We start from the raw sequence: 15,947 nt of genomic DNA on the forward strand, positions 1-15,947 counted from the left end.
AGTTCGGTGGAGAAGCACGACGGGCCCGATGTGGTGCCGGGCCGGACCGACGCCGGCCGGGACCGGTCCGGAGACCTGAGGGATCCCTGGTACGACGCGCCCGCGTCCGGCTGGGGAGAGCCGGACGGCACGGGGGCGCCGGCCCCCGTGGCGCCGCCCCGGACCGTGGCCCGCCAGCGGAGCGCGAGCCCGGCCGACATCTACCTGGAAGTGCAGCGCAGCGAAGCCTTCCAGGAGGTGCGCGGCAGGTACCGGCGGTTCGTCGTCCCCGCCTGCGCCACCTTCTTCACCTGGTACGTGGCGTACGTCGTGACCGCGACCTCCGCGCCGTCCCTGATGGCACGCCCGGTCGCCGGAGCCGTGAATGTGGCGATGCTGGCCGGGCTCGGACAGTTCCTCACCACGTTCCTGCTGACCTGGGCGTACGCACGACACGCGAGGCTGCGGCGGGACCGGGCGGCGCTCGATCTGCGCTGGGCCGTCTTCGAGCGGAAGAGGCGGCAGGAGCGGCGGCCCGAGCGGGGGGTCGGCCGGTGACGGGGGATCATCAGGGGCCGGCCCTGCTGCTGTTCGGGGTGTTCGTGGCCGTCACCCTCGCGATCACCACCTGGGCGAGCCGCAACCGGCACGGCACCGCTGAGGAGTTCTACGCGGGCGGACGGCTCTTCTCCCCCATGGAGAACGGTTTCGCCATCGCCGGTGACTACATGTCGGCCGCCTCCTTCCTCGGCATCTCCGGCCTGATCGCCCTCTTCGGATACGACGGGCTGCTCTACTCGGTGGGTTTCTTCGTCGCCTGGCTGGTCGTGCTGTTCCTCGTGGCCGAACTGGTGCGCAACTGCGGCCGGTTCACGCTCGGGGACGTCGTCGCCGCGCGGATGAGGGAGCGGCCGGTGCGGATCGCGGCGGGAACTTCCTCGGTGACCGTGTCCGTTCTCTACCTGGTGGCGCAGATGGTGGGTGCGGGCTCACTGGTGGCGCTGCTGCTCGGCGGGACGAGCGGCGTGGCGCGGACCTGGACCGTGGTCGGTGTCGGCGCGCTCATGGTGTTCTACGTGTCGTTCGGAGGGATGAGGGCCACCACCTGGATCCAGATCGTCAAAGCGGTCCTGCTGATGGGCGGGGCGATCGTGCTGACCGTGCTCGTCCTGATGCGCTTCCACGGGGACTTCGACCAACTGCTGCGGACCGCGGCGGACCGCAGCGGCCACGGCGAGCGGTTCCTCGCGCCCGGGTTGAGGTACGGCGGCGACTGGACCGCGCGCCTCGACTTCATCAGCCTCGGGCTCGCCCTCGTGCTCGGCACCGCCGGTCTGCCGCACATCCTGTCCCGCTTCTACACCGTGCCGACCGCGCGCGCCGCCCGCCGCTCGGTCGTCTGGTCCATCGGCCTCATCGGCAGCTTCTACCTGATGACGATCGTGCTCGGCTTCGGCGCGGCGGCCCTGGTCGGCCCGGAGGCGGTGCGCGGGTCGAACGCCGCGGGCAACACGGCGGTCCCCCTCCTCGCGCTCGACCTGGGAGGCGGCGCCCGCACCACAGGCGGAACGGTTCTGTTCGCGGTCGTCGCCGCCATCGCCTTCGCCACCATCCTCGCCGTGGTCGCCGGCATCACTCTCGCCTCCTCGGCGTCCGTGGCCCACGACCTGTACGCCTCCCTGCGGCGGCGGAGCGCGAAGCCGCACAGTGAGGTGGCGGTCGCCCGTGTCGCCGCGGCCGGGATCGGCGTGGTCGCGATCGGCCTCGGCCTGCTGGCCCGCGACCTCAACGTCGCGTTCCTGGTGGGCCTCGCCTTCGCGGTCGCCGCCTCCGCCAACCTGCCGATCCTGCTCTACTCCCTGTTCTGGCGGAACTTCACCACGCGCGGCGCGCTCTGGTCGGTGTACGGGGGCCTGCTGCCCGCGCTCGCGCTGGTGGTCCTCTCACCCGTCGTCTCCGGAGGGCCCGACTCCCTGTTCCCCGGAGTGGACTTCCAGTACTTCCCCCTGGAGAACCCCGGGCTCGTCTCCATCCCGCTGGGCTTCCTCGCGGGGTGGCTCGGCACGGTGACCTCGCGCGAGGAGGCGGACGAGGCCAAGCACGCCGAGACGGAGGTGCGGTCGCTCACCGGCGCCGGTGCGGCGTAACGATTTCCCGGGGCCCGGCGCCCGCGGTTCCTCGGACGGGCCGGGGGCTCAGACGCTGGCCGCCCACTCGTAGCGGTGCTCCGGACGGCCCGTGTCGCCGTACTTGAGGCTGAGCCTGACCCGGCCCGTGCGCTCCAGGAGCTTCAGATAGCGCTGTGCCGTCTGCCGGCTGAGCCGCGTGCGGTCCGCCAGCTCCTGGGCCGAGAGCGGCCCCTCAGCGGCCATCAGGGCCCGCCGCACCAGCTCCGCCGTGGTGGGGGAGTGGCCCTTGGGCAGCTCGGGCGCCGGAGTCGCCGAGAGGGCGCCGAAGATGCGGTCCACCTCGGCCTGCTCGGCCTCGCCACCGCCGTCCAGGGTGCGGCGCAGCGTCGCGTACGCGTCGAGCTTGGCGCGAAGTCCCGCGTAGGAGAACGGTTTGACGAGGTACTGGAGCGCGCCGTGCCGCATCGCCGCCTGCACCGTGGCGACGTCGCGCGCCGCGGTCACCATGATCACGTCGGTCTGATGGCCGCGCTCACGCAGGCTGCGTACGACCGACAGGCCCGTCTCGTCCGGCAGGTAGTGGTCCAGGAGCACCAGATCGACCGGGACGTCCTCGACGAGGCGCAGGGCCTCGGCGGCGTTGTGCGCCTTCGCCGCCACGCGGAAGCCGGGGATCTTCGCCACATAGGCGGCATTGACGTCCGCCACACGGACGTCGTCGTCCACGACGAGTACCTCGATCATCCCGTCGATCACGCCGTCGTTCATCGTGACTCCTTCGGGGCCCTGGTCATCGTCGCTCCTTCGCGCTCGGGGGCGGCGTGCTCCTCCGGCGCGGCGAGCTCGGGCCGCGTGAGCGCCTCGGGCAGGACGACGGTGAACTCCGCGCCCCCGTCCGGCGCTTCACCGACCCGCGCGCTGCCGCCCTGCCGCTCGGCGAGCCTGCGGACCAGCGCGAGGCCGATGCCGCGCTTGCCGTGCGCCGGGGGCTCCTTGGTGGTCCAGCCCTCGGTGAAGATCGTCTCGCGCTGCCCGGCGGGAACTCCCGGGCCGGAATCGCACACCTGGAGGACGACGGTTCGCCCTTCGGTGCGCACATCGACCTCCACGCGCGCGTGGCGGCTGCCCGCGGCGGCGTCCAGCGCGTTGTCGACGAGGTTGCCGACGATCGTGACGAGCCCGCCGGGGTCGACGAGCCGGTCCGGCAGAGCGGCCCCGCGCCGTACGGAGAGCGCGACGCCGCGCTCCGCGGCGACCGTGGCCTTGCCGACCAGCAGGGCCGCGAGCAGCGGATCGTGGATCTTCTCCGTGATCTGCTCGGCGGTCACCCGGTGGGCCCCCGCGACCTCGCCGACGAACTCCGCCGCCTCCTCGTACATCTCCAGTTCGAGCAGGCCGAGGAGCGTGTGCATGCGGTTGGCGTGCTCGTGGTCCTGGGCGCGCAGGGCGTCGATGAGACCGCGCGTGGAGTCGAGCTCGCGGCCGAGCTGCTCCAGCTCCGTGCGGTCCCGCAGGGTGGCGACGGCGCCCCCGTCGTCGGTGGGCATGCGGTTGGCGACCAGGACGCGCTGCCCGCGCACCGTCAGGAGATCGGTGCCGGTGACCCGGCCGGCGAGCACGTCGGTCGTCCGGCCCGGACCGAGCGCCTCGTCGAGCGGCTGCCCGGTCACCTCGGTGCCGAGGCCGAGGAGGCGCTGGGCCTCGTCGTTGAGCAGCCGGATCCGGCCGGTGCGGTCCAGGGCGACGACGCCCTCGCGGATGCCGTGCAACATCGCCTCGCGTTCCGCGAGCAGGGCGGAGATGTCCGAGAAGGCCAGGTCGCGGGTCTGCCGCTGCACCCTGCGGGAGATCAGATACGCCGCCAGCGCGCCGACGGCGAGAGCCCCGCCCGCGTAGGCGAGCAGCCCCGGGATCGAGTGGACGAGGCGCGCCCGCACACTGTCGTACTCGATGCCTACGGAGACGGCGCCCACGATGTCCCCGTGCGCGTCCCGCAGCGCCACCTTGCCGCGGGCCGAGCGCCCCAGGGTGCCGTTGTCGATCTCCATGACGTCGCGGCCCGCGAGGGCGTCGCTCGGGTCCGTCGAGACGACCTTGCCGATCTGGGCGCGGTCGGTGTGGGACCAGCGCACACCCTCCTTGTTCATGATCACCACATACTCGGCGCCGCTGGCCCGCCGGATCCGCTCGGCCGCCTCCTGGACCGGTCCGTCGGCCGTCGGCCGCGACGCCGAGAGGTCCTCGGCGAGCTCCGGCTGTGCGGCCGTCGTCTGGGCGATGGCGAGCGCGCGGCGCATCGCCTGGTCGTCGAGCTGGTCGCTCAGCGGTGCGAGGAAGAGGCCGGTGGCGAGCACCGCGACCCCGGCGGCGATGGCCAGCTGCATCAGCAGCACCTGCGAGAACACACGCCGCGGCAGACCGAGGCGGAGGCGTCGCGCAGGGGAGGTGGGGCTCATGTGTACGAACGGTACGGCCGGGAGCGGTCTACTCCGAAGTCACTGTGGCGGGGATCTCGTACCCCGGACCGTCGGGGAGCGACCGGATCGCCACCACGTCCATCCGCGCGGGTGATACGAGGGCGGCGCCGCAACTCTCCGGGCGGGGCGGCAGGGAAGCGGTCTGTTCGACGGTGACCCGCCACCGGCGGCCGTCGGTGTGCGCGACGGTCACTTCCAGGCGTGCACCCGCACCTTCCGTGGCGACGACGTTCAGCGTGCCCGCCGCGTCCTCCCCGGTCGACGTGCGCACCGCGAGCTCGGCGGCCTGTCCGGGCCGCTCCCAGGCCGAGCTGCCCCGGCAGCCCGCGGTGACGACGCGGTCCGCGCGTACCGCTTCGAGGACTTCCTTGACGGCGGGCACGTCCATCCGGCCGTACGCATACCCGTGGGGCAGCACGAGCAGGGTCGGCGAGAACCGGTGCCCGCCCAGATGGGTGACTTCCCAGGCGCCCTCTTCCCCCGAGGCGGTGAGGGCGTCGGCGAGAGGCTTGCCGAGCAGGGCGCAACAGCGGTCGCGCTTGCCGTTGGTGCAGACGAACACCAGCGGGGCGCCGGTGTGCGGGGCCCCGAAGCCGCCGTGGTCGCCCGCGCCGAGGGCCGCGAAGTCGAGCTCCGTCAGCCGCCGCGGGTCGTCGAGCACGGCGCCGCGCAGCCAGGCGCGACCGGGGACGGTGTGTCCCACGTACACCTGGTGCCGGCGCGGCGTGTGAGAGTCGGCGTGGCGTCCGGGGCGGCGGATCAGGGCGACGCGCACGCCGGTTCCCTCGACGGCCTTCTCCAGGGCGCGGCCGACCTCCGGGTCGAGACGGCTGGACTTCAGCGCCTTGGCGCCCCAGGGGCCCGGCTGTTCCAGCAGGAGCCATGTCCTGGCGGTGGCGGCGGTCCCCGCGAGAGGTTCGGCCAGGTCCCGCGAGGCGGTCGCGCACGTACTCACACAGGTGAGCCTAACCTGCGCTCACTGCGGGTGATTCACGCCTCGGGGGAGAGCGCCGGCACGCGGGCGGGAACAAGCCCGCGTACCGACCGCCGAGCCGGCTGTCAGGCGTCGGGAATGTCGGCCTTGGCTCGGATGAGGGTCTCGCGGGAGATCGTGACGATGCGCTCGTAGTCGGCTCGCGAGGCGTCGGCGGGGAGGCCGGCGTCCAGCGTGGCTGTGACGTCGGTGCCGATGACGGCGAAGCTTCCGTCGGACAGTTCGAAGATGTCGGGGCAGTTCTGGCCTGTCGCGCAGCCTCGTGCGCGAGGGGATGCCCCGACCCGACGGATGATCTGGCTCACTGTCGTTTCCCTCGAATCTGGCGTTCACCGACTGGCACTGCCACTACAGAACGTCACAGTGCCAAATTTGGTTACGGGCAGTGTTCGCGACACGTGTGGCCCGTCCGCGTTCCCCCAGGTGGGCTCAGGCGGGATCGGTCGGCGGCGGCTCGCCCACGACCCACCAGTCGTCGATGTCCGTCTCCTCCAGCTGCCGTAGGAGGTCGTCGACCAACAGGCCCAGTTGGGCTTCTTCCGTGGCGCTGTCCAGCGTCGCCCGGTGGGGCTGCGTCGCGTGCCAGTACTCCCGGACGATCGGGTTCTGGAACATGCCGCGGGCGTAACCGTAGAACTGCTCACGGGTGAAGTTCCCGAGGCGGTAGTTGAGCACCATGTTGGTGTACATGGCGTTGGCGTACAGGTACTGCCGTTGTCGTTTGGCGGAGACGCCCTCTCCGTAGGCGTCGAGAACCTCGGCGAGGTCTGCGTCGTCCATGGCCTTGCTCAGGAGCTCCCAGTGGAGCCGCTGCTGGCAGGTCAGATTCGTGTGGCGCTGGGTCCGCGCCGACCGCTCCAGGCGGCTGAGCCGCTCGTCGAGCGCGTCGAAGGAGCGTCGCTGCGCGGCCGAGGTGGCGACGGCGCCCGCGGCGATGCCAAGCCCTGCTGTGACAACGCAGCGCAGCATCTCTGCCGCGTGCATCTTTGTGAACATGTCAACCCCCGATTCGGGCGACCGTCCGCCGGTCGTCGGATGCGGGTCGACAGGGAGCGGACCGGCGAGCGATGGGCGGTGCGCTTGCCGTCTCCCAGACTGCCGAGCGGCTCTGACCGGCGGGGAGGTGGCACGGCGGCGCACGGGGAGCACAAGCGGTCGCGCGTCCCGACGCCGTGCCTGACGTGTGCCCCGCGAGCGCCGCCGACAATCGTTCACTTCGCGGCCCGGCCACGCGCGCCTATCCTTGGCCGGTCTTCATTCGTCGTACGGAATCCGCCGCGGTCCGTACCAGCGTCGGCACGAGAGGTCCGCGTTGAACAAACAGCAGATCCCGGTCGTCGTCCTCGCCGGCTTCCTGGGCTCCGGCAAGACGACCCTGCTCAACCATCTGCTGCACCGCAGCGGCGGCAGCCGCATCGGGGCGATCGTCAACGACTTCGGTTCGATCGAGATCGACGCCATGTCGGTCGCGGGCCAGCTCGGCGACTCGACCGTCTCCCTCGGCAACGGGTGTCTGTGCTGTGCCGTGGACGCCAGTGAGCTCGACGAGTACCTGGAGCGGCTCGCCCGGCCCGCCGCCGGGATCGACGTCATCGTCATCGAGGCGAGCGGGCTCGCCGAGCCGCAGGAGCTCGTCAGGATGCTGCTCGCCAGCGAGAACCCGCACATCGTCTACGGAGGGCTCGTCGAGGTCGTCGACGCGGCCGAGTTCGACGCCACCAGGGAGCGGCACCCCGAGCTGGACCGGCACGTGGGCATCGCCGATCTCGTCGTGGTCAACAAGACCGACCGTGTGCCCGCGGCGGAGCGTGAGCGCCTCCTCGACCTCGTCCGCGGGCTCGCGGGGCGCGCGGCCGTCGTCGCCGCCTCCTACGGCCGCGTCGACGTCGAGCTGTTCTTCGACCGGGCGCCGGTGGGGGAGAGGGTCGGACAGCTCTCCTTCGACGACCTGCGCGATCACGAAGCGGACGGAACGGACGGTGAGGCGGGCGGTGCGGATCACGAGGGCCGTGGCGGTCATCAGGACCACCTGCACGCCGCCTACGAAAGCCTCGCCTTCACCTCGGACGTGCCCATGGGGCCGCGCGCCCTGATGGCCCTGCTCGACAGCCGTCCCGAAGGGCTCTACCGCATCAAGGGGTACGTCGATTTCGGCCCCGCCGACCCGCGCAACCGGTACGAGGTGCACGCCGTGGGGCGGTTCCTGCGCTTCTACCCGGAGCCGTGGGGTCCGGACGAGCCGCGGCTGACCCAGCTCGTGCTCATCGGGTCGCACATCGACGTACGGGCCCTGGAGAAGGAGCTGGAGGCCTGTCGCGAGGACGCCCCACAGGCCGACGAGCGTGGCATGTGGGGCGTACTGCGATACGTACAGGAGCCTGAAGAGCAGGCGTAGCCGCCGCGGCTACACCGGCCCGGCCACCGCCGTCACCGGCTTCCCGAGCGAGACGCCCGAGCCGTCGCGGCGCGGGTCGATCTCCGGCAGCTCCGCCGGTGAGCCGTTGCGCTGGGCCGCGCGCGGCGGCGTCGGGCCCGCCCAGGCGAAGCTCAGGCAGTCCTCGCCCTTCAGGAATCGCTGGACGCGCACACCGCCCGTGGCACGCCCCTTGCGCGGGTACTGGTCGAACGGCGTGAGCTTCGCCGTCGTCTGGACCGAGTCGTCGAGCGTGCCGCGCGAGCCCGCCACCGTGAAGACCACCGCGTCCACCGCCGGGTCCACCGCGGCGAAGGAGATGACCTTCGCGCCCTCGGCGAGCTTGATGCCCGCCATGCCGCCCGCGGGCCGGCCCTGCGGACGGACCTGCGAGGCCTGGTACCGCAGGAGCTGGGCGTCGTCCGTGATGAAGACGAGGTCCTCCTCGCCGGTGCGCAGCTCGGCCGCGCCGACGATCCGGTCACCGTCCTTCAGGGTGATGACCTCCAACTCCTCCTTGTTGGACGGATAGTCGGGGACCACGCGCTTGACGACGCCCTGCTCGGTGCCGAGCGCGAGACCCGGCGAGGACTCGTCGAGCGTCATCAGACAGATCAGCTTCTCGTCCTTCTCCAGGGTGAGCAGCTCCGCGACGGGCGCTCCTCCGGAGAGGTTGGGCGCGCTCGCCGTCTCCGGCAGCTGGGGAAGGTCCACTACGGAGAGGCGCAGCAGCCGCCCCTGGGAGGTGACCGCGCCCACCTCGCCGCGCGCCGTCGCCGGTACCGCCGAGACGATCACGTCGTGCTTGACGCGCTTGGTGTCGCCGTCGGCGAAGGGGTCGCCGTTGGCCGTGCGGGCCAGGAGGCCCGTCGACGACAGGAGCACCCGGCACGGGTCGTCCGCCACCTGGAGCGAGACGGCGGGGGCCGGGGAGCCGGCCGACTCCAGGAGCACCGTCCGCCGGTCGGTGCCGAACTTCTTGGCGACGGCGGCCAGTTCCGACGAGACCAGCTTGCGCAGCTCCGCGTCCGAGTCGAGGATGCCGGTCAGCTCGTCGATCTCGCCGTTGAGCTTGTCGCGCTCGGACTCCAGCTCGATGCGGTCGTACTTGGTCAGGCGGCGCAGCGGCGTGTCCAGGATGTACTGCGTCTGGATGTCGCTGAGCGAGAAGCGCTCGATCAGGCGCTCCTTGGCCTGCGTGGAGTTGTCACTGGAGCGGATGAGGCGGATGACCTCGTCGATGTCCAGGAGGGCGACCAGGAGGCCCTCGACCAGGTGCAGACGGTCGCGCTTCTTGCCGCGGCGGAACTCGCTGCGGCGGCGCACCACGTCGAACCGGTGGTCGAGATAGACCTCAAGGAGCTCCTTGAGGCCGAGGGTGAGGGGCTGGCCGTCGACCAGCGCGACGTTGTTGATGCCGAAGGACTCCTCCATCGGCGTCAGTTTGTACAGCTGCTCCAGGACGGCCTCGGGGACGAAGCCGTTCTTGATCTCGATGACCAGGCGCAGGCCGTGCGCGCGGTCGGTGAGGTCCTTGACGTCGGCGATGCCCTGGAGCTTCTTCGAGCCGACCAGGTCCTTGATCTTGGAGATGACCTTCTCGGGTCCGACCGTGAAGGGCAGTTCGGTGACGACGAGGCCCTTGCGGCGCGCCGTCACGTTCTCCACGGAGACCGTCGCGCGGGTCTTGAAGGTGCCGCGGCCCGTGTCGTACGCGTCCTTGATGCCGCTCAGCCCGACGATCCGGCCGCCCGTGGGCAGGTCGGGGCCCGGCACGTACTTCATCAGGGTCTCGAGGTCGGCGCCCGGGTGCTTGATCAGGTGGCGGGCGGCGGCGATGACCTCGCCGAGGTTGTGCGGCGGCATGTTCGTCGCCATGCCGACGGCGATGCCCGACGCGCCGTTGACCAGGAGGTTCGGATAGGCCGCGGGGAGGGCGGAGGGCTCCATCTCCTGGCCGTCGTAGTTCGGCTCGAAGTCGACGGTGTTCTCGTCGATCGACTCCGTCATCAGGGAGGTGGCGTCGGCCATCCTGCACTCGGTGTACCGCATGGCGGCCGGCGGGTCGTCGTTGCCGAGGGAGCCGAAGTTGCCGTGGCCGTCGACCAGGGGGAGGCGCATCGAGAAGGGCTGGGCCATGCGCACCAGCGCGTCGTAGATCGACGCGTCGCCGTGCGGGTGCAACTTACCCATGACCTCGCCGACGACGCGGGCGCACTTCACATAGCCGCGGTCGGGGCGCAGGCCCATCTCGTTCATCTGGTAGACGATCCTGCGGTGGACCGGCTTCATGCCGTCGCGGGCGTCCGGCAGGGCGCGGGAGTAGATGACCGAATACGCGTACTCGAGGAAGGAGCCCTGCATCTCGTCGACAACGTCGATGTCGAGGATCTTCTCCTCGTACGCGTCGTCGGGCGGCGGGGTCTTCGTGCTGCGGCGGGCCATCGCTGCTGCGGCTCCTTCACCAAGCAAGTGCGGGTTCTGACGCCGACCATTGTGGACTGTCCCACTGACAACGCCGACCACGACCCGTGCACCGGCGGTGTCACGCGCGACTACGCCGAGGGCGGACCGGGAACTTCGTCAGGTGTCCGCACGCTTGCATACAGTGGCAGGACTGGCAGAACCAGCAATGTTTTAGCGATCGAAGGGACGTACATGCCCATGGGTCACACGGCCACAGCCGAGGCCGGCTCCGGCGGCCTGACAGCGACCGAGCACCGGCTGGCCAACGGCCTGCGCGTGGTGCTCTCCGAGGACCACCTGACCCCCGTCGCCGCGGTCTGCCTCTGGTACGACGTCGGCTCACGCCACGAGGTCAAGGGGCGAACCGGCCTCGCGCACCTCTTCGAGCACCTCATGTTCCAGGGCTCGAAGCAGGTGCACGGCAACGGCCACTTCGAGCTGGTCCAGGGCGCGGGCGGCTCGCTCAACGGCACGACGAGCTTCGAGCGCACCAACTACTTCGAGACGATGCCCGCCCACCAGTTGGAGCTCGCCCTCTGGCTCGAGGCCGACCGGATGGGCTCGCTGCTCTCCGCCCTCGACGAGGAGTCCATGGAGAACCAGCGCGACGTCGTCAAGAACGAGCGCCGCCAGCGCTACGACAACGTCCCGTACGGCACGGCCTTCGAAAAGCTGACCGCCCTCTCGTACCCGGAGGGCCACCCGTACCACCACACGCCGATCGGCTCCATGGCCGACCTGGACGCGGCCACCCTGGACGACGCGCGCGCGTTCTTCCGCACGTACTACGCGCCCAACAACGCCGTCCTCTCGGTCGTCGGCGACATCGACCCGGAGCAGACGCTCGCCTGGATCGAGAAGTACTTCGGATCGATCCCCGGGCACGACGGCAAGCAGCCGCCCCGCGACGGGTCCCTGCCCGAGCGCATCGGCGAGGAGCTGCGCGAGGTCGTCGAGGAGGACGTCCCGGCCCGCGCCCTGATGGCCGCCTACCGCCTCCCGGAGGACGGCACGCGCGCGTGCGACGCGGCCGACATCGCCCTCACCGTCCTCGGCAGCGGCGAGTCCTCCCGGCTCTACAACCGCCTCGTGCGCCGGGACCGCACGGCGGTCGCCGCGGGCTTCGGCCTGCTGCGCCTCGCCGGGGCGCCCTCGCTCGGCTGGCTGGACGTGAAGACGTCCGGCGACGTCGAGGTCCCCGTGATCGAGGCCGCCGTCGACGAGGAGCTGGCCCGCTTCGCCGCCGAGGGCCCCACTCCGGAGGAGATGGAGCGCGCCCAGGCGCAGTTGGAGCGCGAGTGGCTCGACCGGCTCGGCACGGTCGCGGGACGCGCCGACGAACTCTGCCGGTACGCCGTCCTGTTCGGCGACCCGCAGCTCGCCCTCACCGCCGTCCAGCGCGTCCTCGACGTCACGGCGGAAGAGGTCAAGCAGGTCGCGGGGGCCCGCCTGCGCCCCGACAACCGCGCGGTGCTCGTGTACGAACCCGTGACTGCCGCCGACGAGGGCGCAGAGGCCGCTGAGGAAGAAGAGGAGGCGGCGAAGTGACCGAGGCCGCGACGATGCAGTTCCACCCCCAGCCCCAGGCGGGCCCCGCCAAGCCCTGGGCCTTCCCGGCGCCCGAGCGCGGCACGCTGCCCAACGGCCTCACCGTGCTGCGCTGCGACCGCCCGGGCCAGCAGGTCGTCGCCGTCGAGATCAACCTCGAAGCGCCCCTGGACGCCGAGCCCGAGGGCCTCGACGGTGTCGCCACGATCATGGCGAGGGCCTTCAACGAAGGCACCGACAAGCACTCCGCCGAGGAGTTCGCCGCCGAGCTCGACCGCTGCGGCGCCACCATGGACGCGCACGCCGACCACCCCGGCGTACGCGTCTCCCTGGAGGTCCCGGTCTCCCGGCTGCCGAAGGCGCTCGGCCTGCTCGCCGACGCCCTGCGGGCCCCCGCCTTCGCGGACGGCGAGATCGAGCGGCTCGTCCGCAACCGCCTCGACGAGATCCCGCACGAGGCCGCCAACCCGGCGCGCCGCGCCGCCAAGGAGCTCTCCAAGGAGCTCTTCCCCGCGACCTCGCGCATGTCGCGCCCCCGCCAGGGCACCGAGGAGACGGTCGCGGCCATCGACTCGGCGGCGGTGCGCGCCTTCTACGAGAAGCACGTCCGCCCCGCCACGGCCACCCTCGTCGTGGTCGGCGACCTGACGGGGACCGACCTGGACGCCGTCCTCGCGGACACGGTGGGCGCCTGGACGGGCTCCCCGGGCGAGCCGCGCCCGGTGCCGCCGGTGACCGCCGACGACCGCGGCCGCGTCGTCATCGTGGACCGCCCCGGAGCGGTCCAGACGCAGCTGCTGATCGGCCGCATCGGCGCCGACCGGCACGACCGCGTCTGGCCGGCCCAGGTCCTCGGCACGTACTGCCTGGGCGGCACCCTCACCTCGCGTCTCGACCGCGTCCTGCGCGAGGAGAAGGGATACACCTACGGCGTACGGGCGTTCAGCCAGGTCCTGCGTTCGGCGCCGGACGGCTCGGGCGCCGCGATGCTCGCCATCAGCGGCTCCGTCGACACCCCGAACACGGGGCCTGCGCTGGAGGACCTGTGGAAGGTCCTGCGCGTCCTCGCCGCCGAGGGCCTCACGGACGCCGAGCGCGACGTGGCCGTGCAGAACCTGGTGGGCGTCGCCCCGCTCAAGTACGAGATGGCGGCCTCCGTGGCGGCCACCCTCGCCGACCAGGTCGAGCAGAACCTGCCGGACGACTTCCAGGCGCAGCTGTACCGGCAGCTGGCCGCCACCGGCACCGTGGAGGCCACCGCCGCCGTCGTGAACGCCTTCCCGGCGGACCGGCTGGTGACGATCCTGGTCGGGGACGCCGCGCAGATCGAGGAGCCCGTCAGGGCCCTCGGCCTCGGCGAAGTGAATGTCGTCACCAGCTGAGTGACGGTCAGGACATATCGGGACCCCGGTGACCGCTTCAGGTGCCGGGGTCCTCATATGTCCGAATTCATATGGTGGTTGCCTGTCTGCCGTGTGGCGTGCGCTACAAAAAGCGACTTCTGTTTGTCGATTGAAGGCGGCCCGTTTAGCGTCGACCCGGCTGTTCGTCGCGCAGTACGCCGCATCCGCGGCACCGGACAGTCATCGCCGAGTCCCCGTACGGCGCGAGCCAGGGGAGCCGGGGACCCACATGTCCCCTGGGGTGAATCGGGCACCTTGCCGTGAGGCGAGGGATCCGTAGGAGACCTTCCTGCTCCGAACCCGTCAGCTAACCCGGTAGGCGAGAGGGAAGGAAAGGAACACCCGCCACATGGCGTTCACCCGTGCCACCGGGAAGCACCGTCGTCCGAGCCGCCTGACGCGTACCACCGCGAACGTCGCCGGTGTCGCGGCGCTCACCACCACCGGTGTCATCGGCGGCCTCGCGGCCCCGGCGCTCGCCGCCCCCGACGAGGCGGCCATGGAGCACACCGGCCTCACCCAGGCGATATCCGTGGGCGGCTCGCTCGCCGCGAGCATCGACGCGCAGGCCGCGGCGCAGCAGGAGGCCGCCGACGACGCCGCCGCCGCGAAGAAGGCCGAAGAGGCCGCCAGGAAGCTGGCCGCCGAGGAGAAGCGGAAGGCCGAGGCCGAGGCCAAGGCGAAGGCCAAGAAGGAGCGCGAGGCCCGCGAGGCCAAGGAGCGCGCCTCCCGCGAGGCCGAGCGCAAGCGCCTGAACGCCTACGTCTCCCCGATCAGCGGCTCGTACGTCTCCACGGGCTACCAGACCGGCGGCGCCATGTGGTCCTCCGGCAGCCACACCGGCGTCGACTTCCACGCGGCGTCCGGCACCCCGGTCCACGCGGTCGGCTCCGGCACCGTCGTCGAGGCCGGCTGGGGCGGCGCCTACGGCAACAACGTGGTCATCAAGATGAACGACGGCACGTACACCCAGTACGGCCACATGTCGTCCCTCAGCGTCACCGTGGGCCAGACGGTCACCCCGGGCCAGCAGATCGGCCTCTCCGGTTCCACCGGCAACTCCAGCGGCCCGCACCTCCACTTCGAGGCCCGCACCGGCGCCGACTACGGCTCGGACATCGACCCCGTCGCGTACCTCCGCTCGCACGGCGTCAACGTCTGACGGACGGCGGCCCCCCGTACGGCACGCACGGCCCGTACAGCTTCGAAAGCCCCGGCTCGATCCGAGCCGGGGCTTTCGCGTGGCCCTCGCACGACCCTTGGCCAAAAGATATCCATGAATTCCGGCCCGCCGTCGGAATTCCGACGCCCTGCAATAGAGTCACTGAATGAGCGTCGGTCGACCGCGTTTCGCGGGGATTAAGGCGGAGGTCCGGTCATGCGCGTTCCCGCGCACTCGGTATGCACGGCCATTCGGGACGACATCGTCGCCGGTGTCCACGAAAGGGGCGGCCGGCTCACCGAGGAACTCCTCGCACGCCGCTACGGCGTCTCCCGGGTGCCCGTGCGCGAGGCCCTGCGCACGCTGGAGGCCGAGGGCTTCGTCGTCACCCGCAGGCACGCGGGCGCCTGCGTCGCCGAGCCCACGGAGCAGGAGGCCGCCGACCTCCTGGAGGTCAGGACGCTGCTCGAACCGCTCGCCGCGGCGCGCGCCGCGCAGCGCCGCACCGACGCGCACCTGAAGGTGTTGCGCGGGCTCGTCAGGCTGGGCCAGGAGCGCTCACGGGGCGGCGCAGGGGAAGATCTGCGCTCCCTGGACGGCTGGTTCCACGAGACGCTCGCCCAGGCCTGCGGAAGCCCCAACCTCAGCGCGCTGCTCACCCAGCTCCGGCACAAGATCGCCTGGATGTACGTCGTGGAGACCCCGGCGGCGCCCGGCGAGTCCTGGTCGGAGCATGCCGCGATCCTCGACGCGGTCGCCCGCCGGGACCCGGAGCGGGCCAGGGCGCTCACCGCCGCGCACGCCGAACGGGCGAGGGCGGCCCACCGGTTGCGCCCCGCGCGCCGGCCCGGCCGTGTGAGGGATTCGCAACATGCCGTAAACACGGTGAGCCTCCGGAATTAACGGAGGTGCCGTATACAAAAGAAAAGCCATTTTTTCGAGCGCATGCGCCCGCATACGCGAATGGGGTCACCCGGTAATTCCGGGTGACCCCATCCACGTAATGCTGGAAACGTGTTCTAGACCGTCTCCGGAAGCTCCTCAAGACCCTCCGAGACCAGCTTCGCCAGACGGTCGAGAGCGGCGTCGGCGCCCTCGGCGTCGGACGCGAGCACGATCTCCTCGCCGCCCTGGGCGCCCAGGCCGAGCACCGCGAGCATCGAGCCGGCGTTGACCGGGTCGCCGCCGGCCTTGGCGATCGTCACGGGGACACCGGAGGCGGTGGCCGCACGGACGAAGATGGAGGCGGGTCGGGCGTGAAGGCCCTCGGCCCAGCCGACGTTGACGCGGCGCTCAGCCATGTGTTGCTGCCCTTCCAGGTGTCTCACACTTGTCTAGACCAGTGTCTCATGCCGTCACGGGTGCTCTGCCGGACC

General features: G+C 71.5%; 14 protein-coding genes and 1 riboswitch. Of the genes, 7 read left to right on the forward strand and 7 right to left on the reverse strand.

The window, feature by feature from the left end:
* Positions 1 to 6: 6 nt before the first annotated feature.
* A complete protein-coding gene (locus tag ACZ4Z4_RS09185) occupies positions 7 to 537 on the forward strand; it encodes a DUF485 domain-containing protein (protein WP_468324431.1) in 531 nt (176 codons plus the stop codon).
* Positions 534 to 2,126, forward strand: coding sequence for a solute symporter family protein (locus tag ACZ4Z4_RS09190; protein ID WP_468324434.1), 1,593 nt, complete (start codon positions 534 to 536; stop codon positions 2,124 to 2,126). The genes ACZ4Z4_RS09185 and ACZ4Z4_RS09190 overlap by 4 nt, the downstream gene beginning before the upstream one ends.
* 48 nt (positions 2,127 to 2,174) lie before the next feature.
* Here ACZ4Z4_RS09190 and ACZ4Z4_RS09195 read toward each other — a convergent pair whose 3' ends face one another.
* From ACZ4Z4_RS09195 to ACZ4Z4_RS09215, 5 genes are all read right to left on the reverse strand, one after another.
* A complete protein-coding gene (locus tag ACZ4Z4_RS09195) occupies positions 2,175 to 2,852 on the reverse strand; it encodes a response regulator (protein WP_468325736.1) in 678 nt (225 codons plus the stop codon).
* A gap of 20 nt (positions 2,853 to 2,872) precedes the next feature.
* Positions 2,873 to 4,564, reverse strand: coding sequence for a sensor histidine kinase (locus ACZ4Z4_RS09200; RefSeq protein WP_468324436.1), 1,692 nt, complete (start codon positions 4,562 to 4,564; stop codon positions 2,873 to 2,875).
* Positions 4,565 to 4,592: 28 nt separating this feature from the next.
* Positions 4,593 to 5,540, reverse strand: a complete 948-nt coding sequence (locus tag ACZ4Z4_RS09205; protein WP_468324438.1) for a sucrase ferredoxin — start codon at positions 5,538 to 5,540, stop codon at positions 4,593 to 4,595.
* A gap of 104 nt (positions 5,541 to 5,644) precedes the next feature.
* Entirely contained in the window at positions 5,645 to 5,884 is a 240-nt protein-coding gene (locus tag ACZ4Z4_RS09210; RefSeq protein ID WP_468324440.1) for a hypothetical protein, read from the reverse strand.
* A 124-nt stretch (positions 5,885 to 6,008) separates the two neighbouring features.
* On the reverse strand, positions 6,009 to 6,563 hold the full coding sequence (locus ACZ4Z4_RS09215; RefSeq protein WP_468324443.1) for a DUF6082 family protein: 555 nt from the start codon (positions 6,561 to 6,563) through the stop codon (positions 6,009 to 6,011).
* A gap of 328 nt (positions 6,564 to 6,891) precedes the next feature.
* Between ACZ4Z4_RS09215 and ACZ4Z4_RS09220 the strand changes: the two genes are divergently transcribed.
* Entirely contained in the window at positions 6,892 to 7,974 is a 1,083-nt protein-coding gene (locus ACZ4Z4_RS09220; protein WP_468324445.1) for a CobW family GTP-binding protein, read from the forward strand.
* A gap of 9 nt (positions 7,975 to 7,983) precedes the next feature.
* On the opposite strand, the gene ACZ4Z4_RS09225 is transcribed toward ACZ4Z4_RS09220, so the two are convergent.
* Positions 7,984 to 10,437, reverse strand: a complete 2,454-nt coding sequence (locus ACZ4Z4_RS09225) for a DNA gyrase/topoisomerase IV subunit A (protein ID WP_468324447.1) — start codon at positions 10,435 to 10,437, stop codon at positions 7,984 to 7,986.
* Between the two features lie 213 nt (positions 10,438 to 10,650).
* Here ACZ4Z4_RS09225 and ACZ4Z4_RS09230 point away from each other — a divergent pair, with 213 nt between their 5' ends.
* The 4 genes from ACZ4Z4_RS09230 to ACZ4Z4_RS09245 all read left to right on the forward strand — a co-directional run bounded on the left by ACZ4Z4_RS09230 (position 10,651) and on the right by ACZ4Z4_RS09245 (position 15,474).
* Complete coding sequence (locus tag ACZ4Z4_RS09230) at positions 10,651 to 12,006, forward strand: M16 family metallopeptidase (protein ID WP_468324449.1); 1,356 nt, start codon at positions 10,651 to 10,653, stop codon at positions 12,004 to 12,006.
* Complete coding sequence (locus ACZ4Z4_RS09235) at positions 12,003 to 13,388, forward strand: M16 family metallopeptidase (protein WP_468324451.1); 1,386 nt, start codon at positions 12,003 to 12,005, stop codon at positions 13,386 to 13,388. The genes ACZ4Z4_RS09230 and ACZ4Z4_RS09235 overlap by 4 nt, the downstream gene beginning before the upstream one ends.
* A gap of 195 nt (positions 13,389 to 13,583) precedes the next feature.
* Positions 13,584 to 13,746: riboswitch (cyclic di-AMP (ydaO/yuaA leader) on the forward strand.
* A gap of 12 nt (positions 13,747 to 13,758) precedes the next feature.
* Positions 13,759 to 14,571 (forward strand): M23 family metallopeptidase, encoded by an 813-nt coding sequence (locus ACZ4Z4_RS09240; RefSeq protein WP_468324453.1) that lies wholly within the window; start codon positions 13,759 to 13,761, stop codon positions 14,569 to 14,571.
* A 216-nt stretch (positions 14,572 to 14,787) separates the two neighbouring features.
* The gene (locus ACZ4Z4_RS09245) at positions 14,788 to 15,474 is read left to right on the forward strand and encodes a GntR family transcriptional regulator (protein WP_468324456.1); all 687 of its coding nucleotides are present in this window, start codon (positions 14,788 to 14,790) and stop codon (positions 15,472 to 15,474) included.
* Between the two features lie 116 nt (positions 15,475 to 15,590).
* Here ACZ4Z4_RS09245 and ACZ4Z4_RS09250 read toward each other — a convergent pair whose 3' ends face one another.
* Complete coding sequence (locus tag ACZ4Z4_RS09250; protein ID WP_468324459.1) at positions 15,591 to 15,872, reverse strand: HPr family phosphocarrier protein; 282 nt, start codon at positions 15,870 to 15,872, stop codon at positions 15,591 to 15,593.
* Between the last annotated feature and the right edge of the window lie 75 nt (positions 15,873 to 15,947).

This window comes from Streptomyces sp. NPDC030245 (assembly GCF_055572995.1).